This window comes from Geobacter sp., from assembly GCF_027327745.1.
Taxonomy (GTDB): domain Bacteria; phylum Desulfobacterota; class Desulfuromonadia; order Geobacterales; family Geobacteraceae; genus Geobacter.
In genome coordinates, this window is the sequence record NZ_DAHVYG010000018.1 from 18,880 (window position 1) to 39,780 (window position 20,901).

Annotated in this window: 20 protein-coding genes; 11 read left to right on the forward strand and 9 right to left on the reverse strand. The window is 65.0% G+C overall.

From position 1 onward, the window contains the following. Positions 1–68 precede the first annotated feature (68 nt). From nifX to M6689_RS03190, 4 genes are all read left to right on the forward strand, one after another. Positions 69–455, forward strand: coding sequence for a nitrogen fixation protein NifX (nifX, locus tag M6689_RS03175; RefSeq protein WP_298267730.1), 387 nt, complete (start codon positions 69–71; stop codon positions 453–455). 86 nt (positions 456–541) lie between these two features. Further along, positions 542–805, forward strand: coding sequence for a ferredoxin III, nif-specific (gene fdxB / locus M6689_RS03180; RefSeq protein ID WP_298267732.1), 264 nt, complete (start codon positions 542–544; stop codon positions 803–805). A gap of 155 nt (positions 806–960) precedes the next feature. Beyond that, the gene (locus M6689_RS03185) at positions 961–1,290 is read left to right on the forward strand and encodes a NifB/NifX family molybdenum-iron cluster-binding protein (protein ID WP_298267735.1); all 330 of its coding nucleotides are present in this window, start codon (positions 961–963) and stop codon (positions 1,288–1,290) included. 91 nt (positions 1,291–1,381) lie between these two features. Further along, on the forward strand, positions 1,382–2,179 hold the full coding sequence (locus tag M6689_RS03190) for an NAD(+)--dinitrogen-reductase ADP-D-ribosyltransferase (protein ID WP_298267738.1): 798 nt from the start codon (positions 1,382–1,384) through the stop codon (positions 2,177–2,179). Between the two features lie 70 nt (positions 2,180–2,249). Here the strand turns inward: M6689_RS03190 and M6689_RS03195 are convergent, their stop codons facing one another. Both M6689_RS03195 and draG read right to left on the reverse strand, forming a co-directional pair. Beyond that, a complete protein-coding gene (locus M6689_RS03195) occupies positions 2,250–3,716 on the reverse strand; it encodes a cytochrome c family protein (RefSeq protein WP_298267740.1) in 1,467 nt (488 codons plus the stop codon). A gap of 114 nt (positions 3,717–3,830) precedes the next feature. Next, positions 3,831–4,733 (reverse strand): ADP-ribosyl-[dinitrogen reductase] hydrolase, encoded by a 903-nt coding sequence (gene draG, locus M6689_RS03200; RefSeq protein ID WP_298267743.1) that lies wholly within the window; start codon positions 4,731–4,733, stop codon positions 3,831–3,833. A 372-nt stretch (positions 4,734–5,105) separates the two neighbouring features. Between draG and M6689_RS03205 the strand changes: the two genes are divergently transcribed. The 5 genes from M6689_RS03205 to M6689_RS03225 all read left to right on the forward strand — a co-directional run bounded on the left by M6689_RS03205 (position 5,106) and on the right by M6689_RS03225 (position 11,260). After that, complete coding sequence (locus M6689_RS03205) at positions 5,106–5,972, forward strand: radical SAM protein (RefSeq protein ID WP_298267744.1); 867 nt, start codon at positions 5,106–5,108, stop codon at positions 5,970–5,972. Between the two features lie 3 nt (positions 5,973–5,975). Next, complete coding sequence (locus tag M6689_RS03210; RefSeq protein ID WP_298267746.1) at positions 5,976–6,785, forward strand: GNAT family N-acetyltransferase; 810 nt, start codon at positions 5,976–5,978, stop codon at positions 6,783–6,785. Between the two features lie 264 nt (positions 6,786–7,049). After that, entirely contained in the window at positions 7,050–7,868 is an 819-nt protein-coding gene (locus M6689_RS03215) for an electron transfer flavoprotein subunit beta/FixA family protein (protein ID WP_298267751.1), read from the forward strand. Positions 7,869–7,890: 22 nt separating this feature from the next. Continuing rightward, a complete protein-coding gene (locus tag M6689_RS03220; RefSeq protein WP_298267754.1) occupies positions 7,891–9,222 on the forward strand; it encodes an electron transfer flavoprotein subunit alpha in 1,332 nt (443 codons plus the stop codon). Between the two features lie 58 nt (positions 9,223–9,280). Beyond that, positions 9,281–11,260 carry a (Fe-S)-binding protein gene (locus M6689_RS03225; protein ID WP_298267756.1) on the forward strand — a complete coding sequence of 660 codons (1,980 nt, stop codon included), beginning with the start codon at positions 9,281–9,283 and terminating at the stop codon, positions 11,258–11,260. Positions 11,261–11,333: 73 nt separating this feature from the next. On the opposite strand, the gene mscL is transcribed toward M6689_RS03225, so the two are convergent. After that, positions 11,334–11,765: a large conductance mechanosensitive channel protein MscL gene (mscL, locus tag M6689_RS03230; RefSeq protein WP_298267759.1), complete on the reverse strand. Its 432-nt coding sequence runs from the start codon at positions 11,763–11,765 to the stop codon at positions 11,334–11,336. 201 nt (positions 11,766–11,966) lie between these two features. Between mscL and M6689_RS03235 the strand changes: the two genes are divergently transcribed. Then, on the forward strand, positions 11,967–12,155 hold the full coding sequence (locus M6689_RS03235) for a hypothetical protein (protein WP_298267761.1): 189 nt from the start codon (positions 11,967–11,969) through the stop codon (positions 12,153–12,155). A 71-nt stretch (positions 12,156–12,226) separates the two neighbouring features. Here M6689_RS03235 and fusA read toward each other — a convergent pair whose 3' ends face one another. Next, the gene (gene fusA, locus M6689_RS03240) at positions 12,227–14,293 is read right to left on the reverse strand and encodes an elongation factor G (protein ID WP_298267764.1); all 2,067 of its coding nucleotides are present in this window, start codon (positions 14,291–14,293) and stop codon (positions 12,227–12,229) included. A 207-nt stretch (positions 14,294–14,500) separates the two neighbouring features. Between fusA and M6689_RS03245 the strand changes: the two genes are divergently transcribed. Further along, a complete protein-coding gene (locus M6689_RS03245; protein WP_298267766.1) occupies positions 14,501–15,802 on the forward strand; it encodes a nitrite/sulfite reductase in 1,302 nt (433 codons plus the stop codon). 391 nt (positions 15,803–16,193) lie between these two features. Here the strand turns inward: M6689_RS03245 and M6689_RS03250 are convergent, their stop codons facing one another. The 5 genes from M6689_RS03250 to M6689_RS03270 form a co-directional block, all read right to left on the reverse strand. After that, positions 16,194–16,760: a hemerythrin domain-containing protein gene (locus tag M6689_RS03250; RefSeq protein WP_298267768.1), complete on the reverse strand. Its 567-nt coding sequence runs from the start codon at positions 16,758–16,760 to the stop codon at positions 16,194–16,196. A gap of 37 nt (positions 16,761–16,797) precedes the next feature. After that, positions 16,798–17,253 (reverse strand): iron-sulfur cluster-binding oxidoreductase, encoded by a 456-nt coding sequence (locus M6689_RS03255; protein WP_298267770.1) that lies wholly within the window; start codon positions 17,251–17,253, stop codon positions 16,798–16,800. A gap of 47 nt (positions 17,254–17,300) precedes the next feature. Next, the gene (locus M6689_RS03260; protein ID WP_298267772.1) at positions 17,301–17,522 is read right to left on the reverse strand and encodes a hypothetical protein; all 222 of its coding nucleotides are present in this window, start codon (positions 17,520–17,522) and stop codon (positions 17,301–17,303) included. Between the two features lie 167 nt (positions 17,523–17,689). Further along, positions 17,690–18,292: a PEP-CTERM sorting domain-containing protein gene (locus M6689_RS03265; protein ID WP_298267774.1), complete on the reverse strand. Its 603-nt coding sequence runs from the start codon at positions 18,290–18,292 to the stop codon at positions 17,690–17,692. Between the two features lie 68 nt (positions 18,293–18,360). Beyond that, complete coding sequence (locus M6689_RS03270) at positions 18,361–20,841, reverse strand: multicopper oxidase domain-containing protein (RefSeq protein WP_298267776.1); 2,481 nt, start codon at positions 20,839–20,841, stop codon at positions 18,361–18,363. Between the last annotated feature and the right edge of the window lie 60 nt (positions 20,842–20,901).

A 20,901-nucleotide genomic window follows, 5' to 3' on the forward strand; every position in this document is an offset into this window, starting at 1 on the left:
ACCCGGCCTTCGGCCACCCTCTCCCTGAGGGAGAGGGGCTGGGGGTGAGGGGACGAAAGGATGAAATCATGAAAGTCGCATTCACATCGACGACCGGCGAGATGATCGACGAGCACTTCGGCATGGCGAAAAATTTCCACATCTGGGAGATCGGCCCCGAGGCCTCATCCTTCGTGGAGACGGTTACCATCGGAGCGCACGGCGACGACGAGGAGGACAAGATCGCGGCCCGGGCCAGCGCCCTGAAGGATTGCGCCATCGTCTACACCATGGCCATCGGCGGGCCGGCGGCGGCCAAGCTCGTGGCGCTCAAGATCCATCCGATGAAGACCAACACCCCGGTGAGCCTGAGCGAGATGGTGGGGAAGCTCCAGGAGGTTCTCGGGGGGAACCCCCCTCCCTGGCTGCGCAAGGCGATGAACAAGGGGCGGGAAGTTTCGTTCGAGGACGATTGATTTCGTAGGGACGATCGTTGTGATCGCCCGAACCCTGGGCAAACACAAGGTTTGCCCCTACAAAACCCATAATGGAGGAAGAAAAAATGGCTTACATCACCGGACTCAGAAGGAACAAAACCGAGTATACCCCCGAGTTTGTCGTCTCCATCGACGACGAGACCTGTATCGGCTGCGCCCGCTGCTACAAGGTCTGCGCCCACGACGTGCTGACCTTCGAAGAGGTGGATGAGGACGATTCGGCCAAGATGTTCATGAAGGTCACCAATCCGGAAAATTGTATCGGCTGCCAGGCCTGCGGCCGGACCTGCTCGAAGAAGTGCTTCACCTTCGCGCCGGTGGAGATGTAAAGGAGCGAGCTCTTCCGGAACCTGGCCGCGTTTCGCATCTCTCCCCGTTGTGCGGCGTAGCGCTGCTACGCCTCCGCCGGGGAGAGACGCGAAGCCTTGCCAGAACCCGAAATATCTCGCTCCTCCGGGGGGTCTTTGAGAAGAGGAGGTGTCCCATGCTCATCGCCGTTGCTTCCAGGGATGGAAGGGAGATCAACCAGCACTTCGGCCATGCCGACCGCTTCCTCATCTTCGAGGTGGATGGGGGTGAGGCGCGGCTGGTGGATGAAAAGAAGGTGGAGCGTTACTGCACCGCCAATGCGGATCATGCCCAGCGTGCCCCGATCCTGCAGGGCATTGCCGATGCCCTTGCCGGCTGCCGCGCCGTGGTCTGCGCCCAGATCGGGCAGGGGCCCCAGACGGAGATAGAGCGGTTCGGCGTCGATGCCTTCGTGGCCGACGGCCCCATCAAGGCGACGCTGGTGGAAATCGCCAAGGTTTTGTAGGGGCGAACCTTGTGTTCGCCCGTCTTTTATGCCTTATCGGGCGATCACAAGGATCGCCCCTGCATTTCCTTCACAACGAGGGGATGACCCGATGCTGAATTCGGCATTCAATCACTGCAACCTCCCTCCCTGGGTCATCGCCTCCCGCCATTTCAACGACAACCCCCAGCTCCTGGAGGTCCAGGGGGTCCGCCAGGCCAACCGCTTCCTCTTCCGGAAACTGGACGGGATCGGCTCCCCCGAGGAGCGGGGCGAGGTCTTCAACGACTACATGTCGGTCAAGTTCCAGCTCCACCACTGGCAGGACCAGCGGACCGACACGGCCCGCAAGAGCCTCAAGAACAGCTATCTCCGCTATCTGCGGGGGTGGATGATGGATTCCAACTCCGTCGAGGGGGCGGTCCTGAAGGGGTGGGTGGAGAGCCGGATGGGGATCGTCCCCACCTATCACCGGGCCCGGATTGAAGGGATCCACACCGAGGCGTACTACCAGTATGCCGTCGACCGGACCAAGGGGAGCGCCCGCACCAACGCCATCAATTCCCAGCTCGACATCCTCTACGAGTTCTGCCAGTACGAGCTGGCGCGCCGCTTCCCCCATGAGCGGTGGGTGACTCTCTACCGGGGGACCTGCGATGCGGACGAGTACGATGCGCTGGAGGAGATAAGCAGGCGGGAGAAGATCGTCCGGTTCAACAACCTCGTCTCCTTCACCTCCGACGAGGAGCGGGCCTGGGAGTTCGGCTCCACCGTCTGGGAGATTCGGGCGCCGCTGGTGAAGGTCTTTTTCTTCAACGACCTCCTCCCCAACAGCATCATGAAGGGAGAGGGGGAGTACCTCATCATCGGGGGGGAGTACCGGGTGCGGCGGGTGATGTGCACGGTGTGAGGCGTCTCGGAAACCGAACGGAAAAGCCCCGGGGGAGAGTATCCTTCCGGGGCTTTTTCCGTCCGGGGGGCTATTTGCTCGTGGGGAACGACCCCTGCTTCACCGCCATGTCGACCACGGGGAGGGGGGGCACGCTCTTCAGGCCGTAGACCTGCTCCAGGTCGATGTCCTTCGGCACGGCGCCGAGAAGCGCCTCCGCCACCTTCTGGTCGGCCTGGCGGTAGCGGAGCCTGACCTCCAGGGTGACCTGCTTCACCCCTGCCGGGAAGTGGATGCCGTAGTACACGTCCTTGTACCCCCGCGGGGGGATGGTGTCGTGCTTGGCGAAGGCGGTGACCACCCACGGGTCGATGGCGAAGTGGAAGTCGTTCCCCATCCCGTCGGAGTTGAAGTTGCGGGCGGTGTCGGGGAGCGAGCCGTCGGGGTTAAGGGTGCCGCTGGTCATGACGACCTTGCCGGCTTCATCCCTGGCGGTGACCTCCAGCCACATCTGGCGGACGTTGGAGAGGGAGGTCGGCAGGTTGTGGCCGGCCCGGATGTTCTTCACCCGCACCTTCAGCTCGTCCAGGGTGCCGTCGTGGTAAATGGGGAAGATCTCCAGGTCGGCCGCGGACTTGAGCCGCTCCACCGCCATGTCGTACTGCTGCATGAGGCTCTGGGCCAGTTTCTCGTCTCCCGCCTTCTTGGCCGCCCCGGCGGCCAGGTAGGTGAGGAGGTAGTTGGCGCCGCTGAAGTAGTGGTGGTACTCCTCCCGCTGGGGCTTCACGAACTGGTCGGCGGAGCGCTTGAAGGTCTCGATGTCGACCATGTGGCAGTCCTGGCAGAGGATCGCCTTCTGGGCGTAGGGACCGTGCTTCCATTCCAGGTAGGTGGCCTCGATGGGGAAGTGGGCGTCATAGTGGTAGACCTGGTGGCAGGAGGCACAGAGATCGGCCTTCAGGTGGAGCGGTGACTCCTCGCACTGGTGGAAGCCACCGCCGCAGTTGTCGGAAGGCTTGAAGGGGCCACGTTTGATGAAGGTCTTGCCATCCTTGGTCTCCACCCCGGGCGTCAGGATGAAGGAGCCGTTCTCCGGCTCATGGGACGGGGTCTGCCAGTGGGTCGTGCCGCTGATGGAGTGGCAGACGTCGCAGGAGACGCCGGCCAGGGCCATCCCGGAGAGCCCTGCGGTCCCCGGCCCCTTGATCTCGCCGGTGATCATCCCGATGGGGGAGTGGCACCCCTCGCACTGGCGGGAGATCTCGTGCCCCACCGCCTTGACCCCCTTGTTCAGCTCCCCCTGGTAGACCGGGTCCTTGAAGGCCAGGCTGTGGACCGAGCCGTTCCACTCCCGGTACTGCTTGGAGTGGCAGCCGCCGCACGTCTTCGGCTCGTTGAAGGGGACGTCGGACTTGTTCCACTTGATGAGCGAGGGGTAGTAGGGATAGAACTCGCGGTCGACTTCGAAGACGGGGGGACCGGCGGCAAGGACCGCTGCGGCGGCGCCGAGGGCGAAAAAGACGGCGAGAGTTGTGGCGAGGCGCGACATTCGCTTCATGGATGGCCCTCCTTGCCGAACACGGCTAATGATTTCGGCACCTTTTATTAGGCAGCGTTAAAGGTTTAGCAGCAAAACCATGCCTCGTCAAGGAGAGGGGAACAAATTGCCGGTTTACTCGCGAAATGCCGGAGAAAGCACGATCAGGCGCTCCGAAAGCTCGGATATCTCATCCATCACCCGCCGGTCCATTTTCTTCAGCCACCGCTGCGGGATGCTCTCCATGCCGTAGAACGCGCCGGCCAGCATGCCGCAGATGGCGCCGGTGGTGTCGGCGTCCCCCCCCTGGTTGACGGTCCCCACGAGGCATTCCTCGAAGGTGCGTCCCCGGAAGAAGTGGTGGAAGACCGTCTGCATGGTGTCGACCACGTAGCCGGTGGCGAGCCCCCGGTAGGGGTCGAAGGCGAAGGTGGGGTGGGCGGCGATGAGCCGTTCCGCTTCGCGGCGCAGGCGCGGCTTGGAGGCGCCGAGGAGGGAAAGGTGGACGAGCCGCCCGAGGGCGATGCAGGCGGCGTCGGAGAGGGGATGATTGTGGGTGAGGCGGGCCTGCTCCACGGCGCACCGCTCCAGCAGCCCATCGTCGCCGAGGGTGAAGAGGGCGGTGGGGAGCATCCGCATGGCGGCGCCGTTGCCGCCGTCCCACTGGTTGAAGGGGGTCTCCAGCACCCCCTTCAGCATGAAGTTGCGGATGCCGCGCCGGCAGGTGTCCCCGACGTCGACCGGTTTCGAGCGGAGCCACGCGGCAAACTCCCCGGCGATCCCCTCCAGGGACCAGCCGCCGGCGGAGACGATGGCGCGGGCGGCGCAGAGCGACATCTCCGTATCGTCGGTCACTTGGCCCGGTTTCAGCCGCAGCCAGCCGCCGCCGGCGATCTCACTCAGGATGCCGTACTTCGCCGCGATCTCGCCGGCGGTCATGAACTCCACGGGGGCGCCGAGGGCGTCGCCCACCGCCAGACCGATGAAGGCCGCCGCGGCCCGGGAGCGGATATCGGGAAGATTGATCGGTAAGGTCACGACGGATGGGGATGCAATAAGTAAACCGGGGTCGTCTCGAAGCCGCGGACCCAGACCGTTGGGGCGCCTGCGGAAAAGGCCCGCCGGCGTTCCCTTCCAGGAACAGGCACTTTTGCCTATTATTTCATCAGCATGGCAAGACGTAGGCACGCAACGTATGTTTCGTGTCGCTGAAAAGCGCCGAAATACGGAGTGTTGCGACGACGCAGTGTGCGGGGAACATTCTGGCACGCTTAATGATAGGGGGAGGGGGAGAGGCCATACGACGATGTATGTCCGAAACAGGCATCGAAGCCCGGCGAGAGCAGTCCGCCGGGCTTTTTTCGGTCGGCGCCGGCCGAACCGACACGAGAACGCATAGGGAGGTAGATCATGGCCACGTCATGCGACCGGATGAAAAAGATCCAGGGACATCCCTGCTTCGGCGGCAATCATCACAAGAACGGCAGGATGCACCTGGCGGTGGCTCCCCGCTGCAACATCAAGTGCGGTTACTGTACCCGCAAGCACGACTGCGCCAACGAGTCGCGCCCCGGCGTGACGAGCCGGCTCCTCACCCCCGCCGAGGCGATTGCCAAGGTGCGGGAGGTGATGGCGAGCCCCGTGGTCGGACCGATCATCAAGGTGATCGGCATCGCCGGCCCCGGCGACCCCCTGGCCAACGAGGAGACCTTCGAGACGTTCCGGCTCGTGGGAGAGGAGTTCCCCCACCTCATGAAATGCATGAGCACCAACGGCCTCCTTCTCCCCGACTCCATCGACCGCCTCCACGACCTCGACCTCCACAGTCTCACCGTTACCCTCAACGCCCTCGACCCTGCCGTGGGGGCGAAGATCTACGGCCACATCTCCTACCACGGCAAGACCTACCGCGGCACCGAGGCGGCGGAGATCCTGGTGGCGAACCAGCTGGAAGGGATCCGCCGGGCCGTCGGGTACGGGATGACGGTGAAGGTGAACACGGTCTTCATCCCCGGGATCAACGAGGAACAGGTGCCGCTCATCGGCCGCAAGATCAAGGAGCTGGGCGCCTTCGTCATGAACATCATGCCCCTCATCCCCCAGGCGGATTTTGCCCATGTGGTCCCTCCCTCCCCGGAGACGCTCGACGCGGTCCGGGCGGCGAACGAGACGATCATCGGCCAGTTCAAGCATTGCCGTCAGTGCCGCGCCGACGCCGTAGGCCTCATCGGCCAGGATGTCACGGTCGGCCAGTCGGCCTGCGTGGTGCCGGGGTAGGCGATGGAGGTCAGGTGCTTCTCCGGGGAGGATTTCCCCGCGTTCCTCGCCCTTGCCGATGGGGAGGGGTGGCTCTGCGACCGCTGGGAATTCGACTTTCTCCTCGGGGCCTTCCCCGGCGGCTGCTTCACCCTGACGGAAGGGGATGACGCCGTTGCCTTCGTGACCTCGGTTCGCTACGGCGAGAGCGGCTGGATCGGCAATCTGATCGTCGACAACGCCCGCCGGGGGCGGGGGTACGGGACGCTTCTCATGCAGCGCGCCATCGATGCGCTCCTCGATGCGGGAGCAAAGACGATCTGGCTCACGGCCTCGGCGGCGGGGCGTCCCATCTACGAGCGGATGGGGTTTCGCGAAGTCGACCGGGTCTTGCGCTGGCGCGGTACGGGACGGTGCGGTCACCGTGGCGGCGGGGAGCCGACCCATCTTGAGGAAATGACGCTTCTCGACCGCGCCGGGTGGGGTGATGACCGGCGATTGCTCCTGGAGGCGGTTGCGGCCCGCGGAACGGTGCTCCTGAACGGGGATGGGTTCCTCGTTCTGCAGCCCTTCGGCGATGGCTTCCAGGTGGGACCATGGGGCTGTGAGGGGAGGGAACGGGCGGCGGAGCTGCTGGCAAAGGCCCGTGACCTTGCAGGGGAGGGGCGCGGGATGTTTCTCGATGCGCCGGCCGGCAACGGCCACGTCCCCACCCTCCTTGCCGGCAGCGGGTTCGCTCCGGCCGGCACCACCTCCCTCATGTATGCCGGGATTGAGCCGGCCTATGACCCGGAGCGGATCTTCGCCCTCGCCACCATGGGAAGCATGGGATAGGGTGAAATTGGGGTTGCGCCTTTCCGGGAAAAAACGTATGGTATGGACGTGTCATTCATTTACGTAAAGGTAAAATAGCCGGGCCGTCGTGGTGAGCGCCCCCGGCTTGTTCCGTTCCTTTACTATTGGTAAAAAATGGTGCCTATGTTTTAGGCATACTTTGCTTGATTAGCGTCAGTATGTACTTTATGATGATTGTTTGACCGTTCTTTGCGCCGCAGCATCTTGTTGCCAACCATCATCCAGACCCCCAGGAGAGTGACCATGCTTGCCATCGCCTGCATCAAACAGGTACCCGATACGACCCAGGTCCAGATCGACCCGGTGACCAATACCCTGGTGCGGGAAGGAATCCCCTTCATCGTCAATCCGTACGATACCCATGCCCTGGAGGAGAGCCTCCGGCTGAAGGATCGCCACGGTTTCCGGGCCGTGGCCCTTTCCATGGGTCCTCCCAACGCCGAGGCGGCGCTCCGCAAGGCCCTCTCCATGGGGGCCGACGATGCCATCCTCTGTTCCGACCGCTGTTTCGGCGGTGCCGACACCCTGGCCACCAGCAACGTCCTTGCCGCCGCCATCGCGCGGATTGCCGAGGAAGCGGGCGACGAGGTGGGGATCGTCCTCTGCGGCAAGCAGACCATCGACGGCGACACCGCCCAGGTGGGGCCGGGGATCGCCTCGCGGCTCGGTTTCAGGCAGCTGACCCTGGTCGACAAGATTCTGACGCTGGATATGGAGAAGCGGACCATCCGGGTCAGCCGCAAGCTGGAAGGGCGCCACGAGATCGTCGAGGCGCCGCTGCCGGTGATGATTACGGTGGTGCGGGAGCTGAACCGCCCCCGTTATCCCACCGTTCCGATGCGCCTTGCCGCCGTGAACGCCTCGGTGAAGGTCTGGAACAACGAGGTGCTGAAGCTGGACGTGAATTCCGTGGGGCTGAAGGGATCCCCCACCTGGGTCAGCCGCATCTTCTCCCCTGAGCGCGACAAGGGGGAGATCATCGGCTATGGCGTGAACGACCCGGAGGGGACGGCGGCCCTGCTGATCGACAGACTCCTGAGCAAGGATCTCCTTGCGGTGTGATTTTATTGTAGGGGACATTGACATGACCGAACCTAAGAAACTGAAAAAACCCCGGGGGAAGGCCCGCCTCATCGAGGGGAAATGCATTTCATGCGGGGCCCGGTGCCAGAGCGCCTGCCCGGTGGATGCCATCGAGATGAGCGAGGCGGGGGAACCGATCGTCCTCACCGAGAAGTGCATCGGCTGCCTGAAATGCGTCAAGGTCTGTCCCGCCTCGGCCCTGGAGATGTTCTTCACTCCCGAGGAGTTGAAGATTCTCGAAGAGCTGGCCAGACAGCAGGCCGCCGGCGAAGGGGGCGCTGCCGAGGAAGAAGACGCCGAGGAGGCCGCCCTGGCGAAGATGCTTGCCGCCTACCGGGGGGTCTGGGTCTTCGTGGAGCAGACCGAGGGAGAGCCGGCCAAGGTCTCCTGGGAGCTGATGGGGGTCGGCGCCCAACTGGCCCGGGATATCGGCACCGAGCTTTGTGCCATCGTCATCGGCCACGGCGTGGAGCCCCTCTGCCAAGAGGCCTTTGCCTACGGCGCCACGAAGGCGTACCTCATGGACCAGGAGGTCTTCCGCTTCTACCGCACCGAGCCGTACCTCGACGCCTGCTGCCACCTGATCGACAAGTACAAGCCCGAGATCATCCTCATGGGTGCCACCGGCATGGGGCGGGACCTCGCCGGCGCCGTCGCCACACGGGTCAAAACCGGTCTCACCGCCGACTGCACCGGCCTCGGTGTGGACGACAAGCGCAACCTGCGCCAGACCCGCCCGGCCTTCGGCGGCAACATTATGGCCACCATCATGTGCGACAAGTTCCGCCCGCAGATGTCGACGGTCCGCCCCCACGTGATGCCGATGCCCGAGCGCAAGGAAGGCGCCGCCGGCGTGATCGTCCGGGAGGAGATAGCCCTCAACGAGGCCGATATCCTCACCAAGGTCCTCGAAATCATCAAGGACAAGAAGGCGGGGATCGACAACGCCGGGGCCGAGTTCATCGTTTCCGGCGGTCGCGGCATGATGGGGCCGGAAAACTTCGCCATGCTCCAGGAGCTGGCGGACGAGCTGGGGGGGGTGGTCGGCGCGTCGCGCAGCGCCGTGGATGCCGGCTGGATGCCCCATGACCGGCAGGTCGGGCAGACCGGCAAGACCGTGCGCCCCAAGATCTACATCGCCTGCGGCATCTCCGGCGCCATCCAGCATCTCGTCGGGATGCAGGATTCCGATGTGGTCATCGCCATCAACCGCGACAAGGAGGCTCCCATCTTCCAGGTGGCCACCTACGGCATCGTGGGTGATCTGTTCAAAGTCGTTCCGGCCATTATCAGCCGGCTGCGGGAACTGAAAGCATCGAGAATAAAAGGCTGACGCACCCTCGCGCAACACGATCCAAACCAGCCCTTAGCCTGGCCCCGAAAGGTTCGCTATGACCATCTTCACTCCCTTGTTCCTCATCGCCCTCGGAATATTCATCTGGCAGTGCGGCAAGAAGCTGAGCCTCATCCGCCTCGGCAGACCGGAGAACCGCTTCGACAACCCGGCGTTACGGCTGCGGGAGATGCTGCTCTATGCCTTCGGCCAGAAGCGGGTGGTGGCCCGTCCCTTCGGCATCAACCACTTCGTCATCTTCTGGGCCTTCATCGTGCTCCTCGCCGCCAACGGCGCCTTCATCCTGGAGGGGCTCATCCCCGGCTTCCGGCTGGCGAACGTCCTCCCCCCAAGCCTCTACCACCCGCTGGTATTCGCCTTTGACATCGTCTCCTTCCTGGCCCTGGGGGCCATCGTCCTCTCCTTTGCCCGGCGGCTCCTGTTCAAGCCTCCCTACCTGGACAGCGCCTACGTAAACGCCAGGAGCTTCGAGGCGTTCCTGATCCTCTCGTTCATCGCCCTGCTGATGCTCGCCTCCTTCGGCCTGAACGGGGTCAAGATCTCCCTGGGGATCGAACCGGCCGACTTCATGCCGGTCTCCACCGTAGCCGCCGCTCTGCTCGAAAAAAGCGGGAGCGACCTGGAGACGTGGGGCGCCTTCTTCTGGTGGCTGCACGCCGGCGTGCTCCTGGCGTTCATCTGCTTCCTCCCCATGAGCAAGCACATGCACATCCTCACCGCCATCCCCAACTGCTTCTTCCAGAACCTGGGGAGCATCAGCACCCAGCCCCGGGAGGAGTTCGCCGTCGGCAACCGCTACGGCGTGGAGAAAGTCACCGACCTTACCTGGAAAGATCTGCTCGACTCCTTCACCTGCACCGAGTGCGGCCGCTGCCAGGACGCCTGCCCGGCCAACGCCACCGGCAAGTCCCTCAACCCCCGGCAGGTGGTGCACAGCCTGAAGGTCAATCTGCTGGCCAATGCGCCGGCCCTCAAGGCGGGGGAACCGCCGCGGGTCCCCCTGATCGGGGCCGAAGGGGAAGGGACCAACACCGAAGAGACCATCTGGGCCTGCACCACCTGCGGTGCCTGCCTCCAGGCCTGCCCGGTCATGATCGAGCACCTCCCCAAGCTCGTGGGGATGCGCCGGCACCTGGTGGAGATGGAGTCGAAATTCCCCGAAGAGCTCCTGAACCTTTTCGAGAACATGGAGCAGCGCTCGAACCCCTGGGGAATCGCCCCGGGCGAGCGGACCAAATGGACCGCCCAGATGGACGTGAAGCCGTTCGAGGCGGGGAAGACGGAGTATCTCCTTTACGTGGGATGCGCCGGCAGTTTCGACTCCCGGAGCAAGCAGGTGACCGTGAACCTGGCGGCGATTCTCGATGCGGCCGGGGTTTCCTGGGGGATCTTGGGTAAGGACGAGAAGTGCTGCGGCGACAGCCTGCGGCGACTCGGCAACGAGTACATCTTCGACCGGATGGCGAAGGAAAACGTCGCCCTGTTCCGAGAGCGGGGGGTGACCAAGGTCATCACCATGTGCCCCCACTGCTTCACCACCCTCAGGAACGACTACCGTCAGTACGGGATCGAGCTGGAGGTGATCCACCACAGCGAGCTGATCAAAGAGCTCCTCGCCACGGGCCGCCTGAAGCTGAACCGGCAGGTGGGCGAGCTCGGGAAGATCATCTTCCACGACTCTTGCTATCTGGGGCGGCATAACGATGTGTACGACGCACCCCGGCAGGTGGTGGCGACCGTCACCGGCGCAGCGCCGGCCGAATTCGACCGGGCACGGGAGGGATCGTTCTGCTGCGGCGCCGGCGGCGGCCGGATGTGGATGGAGGAGCTGACCGGCATCCGGATCAACCTGAACCGGGTTACCGAGGCCTTGGAGAAGAGACCCGACACCATCTGCGTCGCCTGTCCCTACTGCATGACCATGTTCGAGGACGGCCTCAAGGACAAGCAGGCCGGCCAGACCCGGGTGCGCGACATCGCCGAGGTGGTGGCGGAGGGGATGCGGCCGCAGGCGTAGCGGAAAATGCGGGCAGATGCAGCATGGGAGAGGGCGCTTCGAAAGGGGCGCCCTCTCCCCATTTCGGGGGAGGCTATTTCAGCTCCGAGGTGCACTGGGGGCAGCGGGTCGCCCTGGTCGGGATTGCCGAGAAGCAGAAGCCGCACTCCTTGGTGTTCGGCGGCGCGGGGAGGGGCTCCCTCTTCATCCGGTTGATCTGCCTGATGACGAGGAAGATGGCGAAGGCGACGATGATGAAGTCGAGCACCGTGTTGATGAAGACGCCGTAACTGATGACCGGTGCGCCGGCATCCCTGGCCGCCTTGAGGGAGGGGAATTCCTTTTCCGAGAGGTTGATGAAGAGGTTGGCGAAGTCCATCTTCCCCAGGAAGAGCCCCAGGGGGGGCATCAGGATGTCGTTGACGAACGACGTGACAATCTTCCCGAAGGCCCCCCCGATGACGATGCCGATGGCGAGGTCGATCACGTTCCCTTTCAGGGCGAATTCCTTGAACTCCTTCAGCATGGCAGACCTCCTTTGTGGCAGTTTCGGGCGACAGCGACAGCGCGATGATTAGTATGGGCCAATTATCCCACGCTTTGGGCGGATGAAAAGCCGACGCTGAAGATTATCGACGGCGCCCGTCGCCGGTTGTCAAGGAAGGCCGAACGGCTATACTTGAGTATCGGGTTTTGATGCCCATTATAGCCGGAGGGAGGAGAGACCATGGCCCTTGTGGAGACATCGCGGGTGAGGGAGGTCCTGGCCGCGCAGATCGGGATTATCCGGGAATTCGCCGGGAAGCTCGACGCGAGCGGTGATTTTCGGGTACTGGAAGCGGAGATCGCCGAGATTGAGGCGGCACTGGGAGAATTGAAAAAGGAATTGAAGGCGATTCCCCACAGGCAGGTGTGAAGCGGTATTTTCGTTGTTCCGTCCGGGGAGGCCGGCGACAGGCACGCCGGCCTCCTGTCGTCTTGGACCCATCAGCCGGAGAGCCCGAAGCGCCTGAGGAGGTCCGGGGGGGCCTGCTCGAAGCGGGCGAATTCCATGGTGAAGGTCCCGCGCCCCTTGGTGGCGCTTCGCAACTCCGTCATGTAGCCGAACATCTCGGCCAGGGGTACCTGGGCCCGGATCGTCTCCAGCGCCCCCTGCACCGAGATCCCCTCCACCCGCCCCCGCTTCTGCTGCACCGAGCCGAGGACCTTGCCGGCGTAGTCGGCCGGGGCGATGATCTCCAGGTCCATGAGCGGCTCCAGGAGCGTCACCCCCCCCTCCCGGGCCGCCAGCAGGACCCCCCTGCCGGCGGCGGCCCGCACGCCGGTCTCGGTGGTAATCCCCGGCTCGAAGGGGACGGCGGTGACCCTCACCTCCAGATCGGTCAGGGGGTAGCCGGTGCGGCAGCCGGCGGAGCAGGCCTGGCCGATGCTCGCCGCCACCGTATCCCGCAGCTCCCGCGTGATGCCCAGCTCCTCAGCCGGCGGGACGACGACCCGCACCCCCTCCCCCCGGGGAAGAGGGGAGAGCCGCAGCCATACCTCCCCTCCCTGGATCCTTCCCTCGAACTCGGTCCGGTAGACCTCCCGCCGCTCCACCGGGCGGGTGACCGTCTCCCGGTAGACCACCTGGGGCCTCCCGGTGGCGACGTTTACCCCGAACTCCCGCCCGAGCCGGTCGGTGACCACCTCCAGGTGCAGCTCCCCCATGCCGGTCAGGATCGTCTGGCCGGTCTCCTCGTCCTCGTGGACCCGGAAGGTCGGGTCCTCCCACTGGAGCTTCTCCAGCGCCGGGAGGAGCTTCTCCCGGTCGTCCACCCCCCGGGGCTCCACCGCCAGGGAGACCACCGGCTCCGGCACGGAGAGCCCAGCCAGGGCGAGACGATGTCCCGGATCGCAGAGGGTGTCGCCGGTCAGCACCTCCTTGAGCCCCGTGGCGGCGACGATATCCCCGGCGAGCGCCTCGTCGATCGGCTCCCGCTTGTGGGCATGCATCCGGAAGAGCCTCCCCGCCTTCTCGAAACATCCCCGCGTGCTGTTCCAGAGGGCCGCCCCGGCCCTGAGGGTCCCCGAGTAGATCCGCAGGTAGGTGAGCTTGCGCCCCTCGTCGGACTGGACCTTGAAGGCAAAGGCGCAGAGGGGGCCCTTCGGATCGCACGGGAGGGTGACGGATTCGCCGTCGGGTCGCCGAGCGGTTACGGGGGGAAGATCAAGGGGGGAGGGGAGATAGGCGTCGACGGCGTCCAGGAGGGGCTGGATCCCCTTGTTGCGCAGGGCCGAGCCGAAGTGCACCGGAAAGATCCGGCAGGCGATGGTCCCCGCCCGGAGCGCCCGGCGGAGCCGCTCGGGGGCGATCTCCCGCCCCTCCAGGAGGTCGGCCAGGATGGCGTCGTCGAAGTCGGCCGCGGCCTCCAGGAGCTCTTCCCGGGCCCCATCCGCCTCGGCGGCATGTTCGGCCGGGACCGGCCGGCGCTGGACGCTTCGCCCCAGATCGGCCTCGCCGAAGGTGACCAACTCCCGGGTGAGCAGGTCGATCACCCCGGCGAAGTGGCTCTCCGCCCCGACGGGGATCTGGAGCGGAACCGGCCGCGCCCCGAGCTTCTCTTCCATCTGCCGCAGCGTAGCCCGCCAGTCGGCGCCAACCCGGTCCATCTTGTTGACAAAGCAGATGCGGGGGACCCGGTAGCGGTCGGCCTGGCGCCAGACCGATTCGCTCTGGGGCTGGACCCCCTCCACGGCGCTGAAGATGGCGACTGCGCCGTCCAGGACCCGCAGGCTTCGCTCCACCTCGATGGTGAAGTCGATATGCCCCGGGGTGTCGATCAGGTTGATCCAGCAGCCCCCCCACCGGCAGACGGTGGCGGTGGAGGTGATGGTGATCCCCCGCTCCTGCTCCTGGGGCATCCAGTCCATGACGGTCTCGCCGTCGTGGACCTCCCCCATCTTGTGGGTCTCGCCGCTGTAGTAGAGGATCCGCTCGGAGACCGTGGTCTTGCCGGCGTCGATGTGGGAGATGATGCCGATGTTGCGGATGGAGTCGAGGGGGGGGCGGGTCATGGCGGCCTCCGGGCGGGTGCGGATAAGCTACCAGTATAGCCGAAGGAGGGTGGCTGGCAAGGCGGCGGTGCGCTCGAAGGGGCTCCCGCTGACTCAGAAGATTTGAGTCGAAGGGACGGACGCCGCGATCCGCCGATTGAATTTTCGCCCGATTGTGCGTAGGATGCCACTTTGTCTGCAGAAACATTTCCCGACAGAGAGGTATCCATGACCCTAGACCCCCAGACGATCCGGATAGACGGGATTTACGAGCAGCGTCAGCCCGGTAATTTCATGCTCCGGATCAAGGTGCCGGCCGGCACTGTTTCATCGGATCAGGCGGTGCAGATCGCCGAAATCGCCGACCGTTTTGCCGGCGGCTCGGTCCACCTTACCACCCGGGGGAGCATCGAGCTCCACTGGCTTAAAGAAGAGAACCTGGCCAAGGTATGGCGGATGCTGGCGGCGGTCGGGCTCACCACCCGCGGGGCGTGCGGCGGTGCGGTGCGCGGCGTCACCTGCGGCCCCGCCGGGGCCCCGGCGTTCCCCCTGGTCAGCGCCTTCGCCCAGCTGCTGCATCACCATTTCACCCGAAACCCCCACTTCGAGGGGCTGCCGAAGAAGTTCAAGATCGGGGTCTTCGCCGACCGCGCCGACGGACGCCACCTGATCCAGGACTTCGGGCTGGTGCTCGCCGATTCGGCCGGCAACGCTCCCCGCTACGATGTCTGGCTCGCCGGGGGGCTCGGGCGCGAACCGTCCGCCGCCTTCCTCTTCGAGCCGGCGATGCCGGCGGAGCGGATCATCCCCCTGGTCGAGGCGGTGGTGCGGGTCTACCGCGCCCACACCCCCAGGGGAAAACGGCTCAAGCACCTGCTGCGGGAGCTCGGCCGCGACGAACTCCTCCGGCGCGTGGAGGAGCTTCGGGGGGACGACCTCCCCTTCGTCGACACCTTCGGCCCCATGCAGTTCGCGACGACCCCCGCCGGGGGGGGGAGCCACCTGGAGGCGCCGGTCTTTGCCGGCGAACTCAGCACCGACGAGCTGCGGGAGCTGGCCGCCATCGCCCGCCGGTTCGCCGGCGGCTTCATGGCGCTCACCGGCGGGCAGAACGTCGTCTTCCGGCTCGTCGACCCGGCTCGGCGCGGCGAAGCCGAAGCTCTCCTCGCCGCCGCCGGCTTCGGCGGCACCATCCGGGAGCAGCAGGTGGCGTTCCGCGTCTGCCCCGGAAGCCACGAGTGCCGCATGGGGCTCGCCCCCACCCGCGACGTGACCCTCGCCCTCATCAAAGCCATGGGGGAAGAAGGGCTTCGCCGCGACTGGTCCATCTCCGGCTGCCCCAACTCCTGCTCCCAGCCCCAGTTGGCCGAGGTGGGGATCGTCACCGTCAGGAGCGTCAAGGGGGACGACGGCGAACGCCGTCCACTCTTCGACCTCTATCGCCGGGGGGAGGAGGGGCGGCTCGGCGTCCCGGTGCGCCAGGGGCTCACCCTCGATGATCTCGTGGCGGAGGTCCGGCGGATCGGCTGACCGTTGCACCCCTGGACCCCGGAGGAGGAACTGGTGGTTACGGTCGTGTTTCCGGTTTGATTCTTGTCTGAAATGTGCTTTAATAAAAACAGGAAGAGCGGTTAGCCGTCACCTCGAAGGAGGTGTGAACAATGAGACACGAAAGAGCGCACGAAAAGCTCTGCACGATCGAAGAGAGCAGCAGAATCAGTTCGCTGTCGGCCAATGCAACCGTGTCGTGCAGCAGATGTGGCGTAAAAGCCCATGACCCTGCCGACGTCTGTGATCCGGTACAGCTTCCGGAGAGCGGTTCGTTCGGTGACTGACAAACCCCGAAATAAAGGGGGGAAGTGAAAAAAGCCCGCGATGTGCGGGCTTTTTTTTGTGAGTGAGATCCGGTTCATCCGGCGTGTCAGGCGGCCGCAGCGACCGCCTCCGCCTCGTACCGCTCCACCACTTCCCGGTACTTCTGCTCGAAATCGGCCGGGGTGCGGGCTTCGGCCTTTCGGTAGGCGGCGGTGATGCCGTCGCGCATCCCGGCGGGGATGACCCGTTCCGCCAGGGGGTAGAGGATGTGGTCTTCCTTGTCGATATGCTCGCGCAGCATGGTGAGGTAGCCGAGGGCGTTCTCCGCGATGTCGCGGTTGCGGGCGGCGTCTCCTCCGGCGGCCGCCCGGGCCGCTTCTTCCATCGCCTTCACGTAGGCCCGGCCCCGGTCGTGCTCCAGGAGCATGGCGGCCACCGGGCTGTTCTCCCGCGGCATCCCGTTGCGGACCAGGGCCTCGAAGAGGACATCCTCCTCCTTGGCGTGGTGGAACCGGTCGGCGTAACTGCGGATGAAATCCACCGCCTCCTCGTAGAAGCGGTAGTTGACGTATCTCCCCTCCGCGGTGAGGAGGGCGTTGCGTTCCAGGACGGCAAGCATCCGGAGGATCAGGGTGTGCTCGTGAACCAGTGCCTGCGTAATATCCGGTTTCATGGTCGGTACCTCCGTGGGGCTCCCGTTTTCCGGGGGGTCAGTTCCTTCTCTCGCCGTCGATCCCGATGACGATCGTCTCCAGCGGGATCTCGCGCCCCGACTGGGCCAGGGCCTGCTTCACCATGACGTCGAGGCCGCGGCAGCAGGGGACTTCCATGATGGCGACGGTGACGCTCTTCACCTCGCTCTCGCGGAAGATGGTGGCGAGCTTCTCCACGTAGGTGCCGGTCTCATCCAGCTTGGGGCAGGCGATGGCGAGGGCCTTTCCCTTCAGCAGGTCCCGGTGGAAGGAGCCGAGGGCGAAGGCGACGCAGTCGGCCGAGACGAGGATGTCGGCGTTCCTGAAGTAGGGGGCCGTCGGCGGCACCAAGTGGAGCTGGACCGGCCACTGGCGGAGCTCCGAGGGGGTCCGGGCGGTGTCGTTCGTGGTGGTTTCTTCTCTTTCGATGACGCGAGCCATGCTGCCGGGGCAGCCGCAACCAAGATGTGACATGATCTGTTCTCCTTTTTAGTTGTGTGAGGGTTGTGTGCCGTTTTGTCCTAAGCCGCTTTCCGCGACAGGAAGTCGTTGATTTCCGCCTCGATCCGCGCCTCGTCCTCCCTGGAGAGGCCGTGGATCGAGACCACGTCCTTCAGGAGACAGATCCCCACCTTGCAGGTGACGCAGCCGATGTCGTAGCGCTGCAGGATCTCGCCGATTTCGGGGTACGCTGCGATGACGTCCTGGATCGCCGTGGTGCCGAGACCGTTTTTCAGTTCCATTGTCGTCCTCCCTCGTTCGTGATGATTCCACCTTACCCCTAATGCAGCGAAAAAATTATGATGTGGGTCAAAAAAATGCGAACTGCTTTCCGGCCGGAACGCAAAAAAGGCAGGACCCCGTGGGGGGCCCTGCCTCGTGATGCCGGGCAGCCGCAAACTTCGGGCTCTCAGCCCTGGGTCGCCTTCTTCCGGTACGTGAAGAATCCTGCCAGACCGAGCCCGAGCAGCATGAACGTGCCCGGTTCGGGAACCGGCGCGACGGTCACGCTGGCGCTCGTGGGGGCGAAGCTGGCGATGGTGGTGGCGTCCAGCAGGAGATAACTGCTGCTGCCGAGCAGGTCGACGGGGCTGGTGCCGACCCCCGTGCCGGCAAAGGTCAGGGTGGCGATGTTGAAGGTGCCGTTGGCCAGAAGGTCGGCCGCCGAGGCAACGGGGCCGATCCCCGCCAGGTGGAGCAGGCTCTGGTCGAAGGGGTCCTGGAAGAACGTGGCGGCATAGTCGGCCAGGGCGGGCGAAAGCGTCCCCAGATTGAGGAAGACGTTGTCGTCCCAGGCGGGGTTGGTGTTGGCCAGGATCGCCGGGTCGAAGGCGATGTCGAGGGCAAAGCCGCTCAGGGTCTCGGTGGGGCCCAGGGTCAGGTCGACGCCGATGGCGGCCTGTTGTCCCTGGTAGATGCTCTGGTCCAGCGGACTGAAGGAGATGCTTGCCGCCAGGGCCTGTCCGCAGGCGAGCAGCAGGCAGAGAATGCCGAGTACAAGGGTTCGCTTCATCGTTTCCTCCTTCTTACTCACGCCCCGTCCCCGAAGGAACGGGGCGTGAGAATCGATTGCTCCTTTCCTCAGACCAGCCTGGGCTGGGCGAGGACCTTCTTGAGGAGCAGCAGGGCGTCGAGAAGATCGACCCTGCCGTCGCCGTTCAGGTCGTAGGCAAGCTTGGCCTCGGTCTTGACGCTGAGCTGGCGGAGGATGATCAGGACGTCGGCCACGGTCAGCTTGCCGTCACCGTTCAGGTCCGGGAAGGCCGGGTTGAACTTGACCACGTAGGGGCGCATCATCTCATTGTCCTCGTGCTCGACGATGTGGCAGTGCCAGACGTAGAGGCCGGGGCGGTCGAACTTGGCCTTCACCCGGGTGATCTGTCCCGGGAGGGTCAGTACGGTATCCTTGTAGCCGAGTTCGTTGGGCTTCGGCGGGACTGCCGGCCCGGTGGTGGCAAAGGTCAGGACGTCGAACGGCTGCCGGTCGATCACCTCGAACCGGACCATGTGGATGTGGATCGGGTGGCCGTCCACCGTGAAGTTGTAGATTTCCCACATCTCCGTGTCGCCCAGGATCGGCGCCTCCGTGATGGCGTCGGCCCACATCATCGGCATGCTCATCGTCTTGGCGCCGGTGACCGGATCGGTCATGAAGACCCCGAGCTTGGCCGCCTTGGGCGCCATCGGGACGCCGCCGGCCGCGGCGCAGTTGGCCACGAAGTTGGGATCGTTCGGCGTGTTGAAGAGCGTGGTGACGCTGCCGGTGGCCGCATCGACCGCCACGCAGAGCTGCGAGGATTCCTCTTCATTCAGGGTGACCTGGCGGACCTTGGCCGGAGCACCCAGGGGGCCTTCGGCCGGGAGGACCAGCTTCTGGGGCGGCGTGCTCTGGGCGTCGGACGGCTGGGCGAGGGCCGTTCTCACCACGAACTGCATCACCTGGCCGCTGGTGCCGGGGTCGGCCGGGGCATCCGGGAAGCCGCCGAAGGGGGCGTCGGGGCCGGTGTTGATCATCCGGATCACGGTGCCATCGGGCATGTTGCTGAAGTCGACGATCACATCAGCCCGTTCCGCCGCCCCCATGAGGAGGGCGTACTGCGGATCGGGGGCGGCAACGGGCGCGGGGATCGTGCCGTCGCCGGGAAGCGGCGTGGCAGAGCCGGTCTGCACCATCACCACCTTGGGGAGGAACCCCTGCTCGGCGCCGATCTGGAAGAAGGGGACTTCCGGTCCCTGCACCAGCCCGTTCATCTGGAACAGCGCCAGGTTCAGGGTCCGGGAGTTGCACCCGTTCAGGAGCCGGAAGCGGTACCGGGCGGGGGCCACCTCCAGGATCGGCCAGGTGGAGCCGTTTACCACCATGGTGTTGAAGAACGCCTCGGGGTTCCAGATGGGGGAGATGTCCGAGACCGGGATGTACGGGATGTCGAGGATCCCGGTGAAGCCGGACTGGGGTGGCTGTCCCGGCAGGCTCAGCTGTTCGAAGAACGCCCGGTTGCTCGGGTAGAAGAGGGAGCCGTCGGCGTTGAAGGAGCGGTCCTGGATGGCGATCGGGATCTCGCGGATCGTTGCCCTGACGGCGGGGTCGAAGTTCGGGTCGCCGCCGTTCAGGGTGGGGGCCGGTCCCGGGAGTTTGCCGTCGTTGGCCTCCGGCGTCGTGCCGTCATCCACGAACGCGTCGCCGTTGGCCCCGTCGCGGATGAGCCAGAAGCCGGCCGGACCGGCATAGACGTTGTTCCGGGTCATCCCGAGGGAATGGTCATGGTACCAGAGCGTGGTGGCCGGCTGATCGTTCTCGTAGTAGTAGAAGGCCGAACCGGGGACCTTGTTGGCCCTGTTGTACTGGTCGAAGAGCCTGCCGTACCTGGCATACCCCGCGGGGATGTTCTTCGCCGCGGGAAGCCACCACGCCTCGGGGTAGCCGTCGCTTTCGGCATTGACATGGGAGCCGTGGACATGGACGACCATCGGCACCGGTCCGGTATAGGGGTTCGGGTTCAGGGTCCGGCAGTCGGTGTGGTTGGTGCCGTCGGCGCACCCTTTTGCCGTCGGGTTGGCCCAGTGGAGGGTCTGGTCGATGGCTAAGAGGTGGGGGAGGTAGTTGCCGTTGGCGTCCACGAGGTCGTTGATCCACCGCACCGAGGTCGGGCTCTCCGAGGAGTTCTCCACCGTGAAGGCCGGGTAGTTGAAGGAGATATTGTTCGCCAGGGGAGACGGCGCCGTGAAGTTGGTCGGGAGGACATCCTGTGCCCGGCCGTAGCTCCAGATGGTGGTCGCGCCGAAGGTGTCGTTCCGGCCGTTGACGGTGTTCCATACCCCGCCCGGAAGAATCTGCTGTTTGAACTGCCGGACCGCGATGTTGTAGTCGGCCGCCGGGGCGCCGGGCTGGCTCGTGCTCTTCGGCATTACCGGCGGGATGACGAGGGGGGTCACGTATTTGGGAATCGTCGTCGCGTCCAGCGTCCCCCCGGGGACCGGCTGGGCGTGGGTGTTGCCCTGCAGAAGGAGCAGGCCGATTCCCAGGGTGAGCATGGTTTTCCACGGTTTGGGTCTGATCGTCATAAGATGCTTTCCTCCTTTCGTTCGAACTGGGAACGGCTTGTTCTCTTCCGTAACACAATT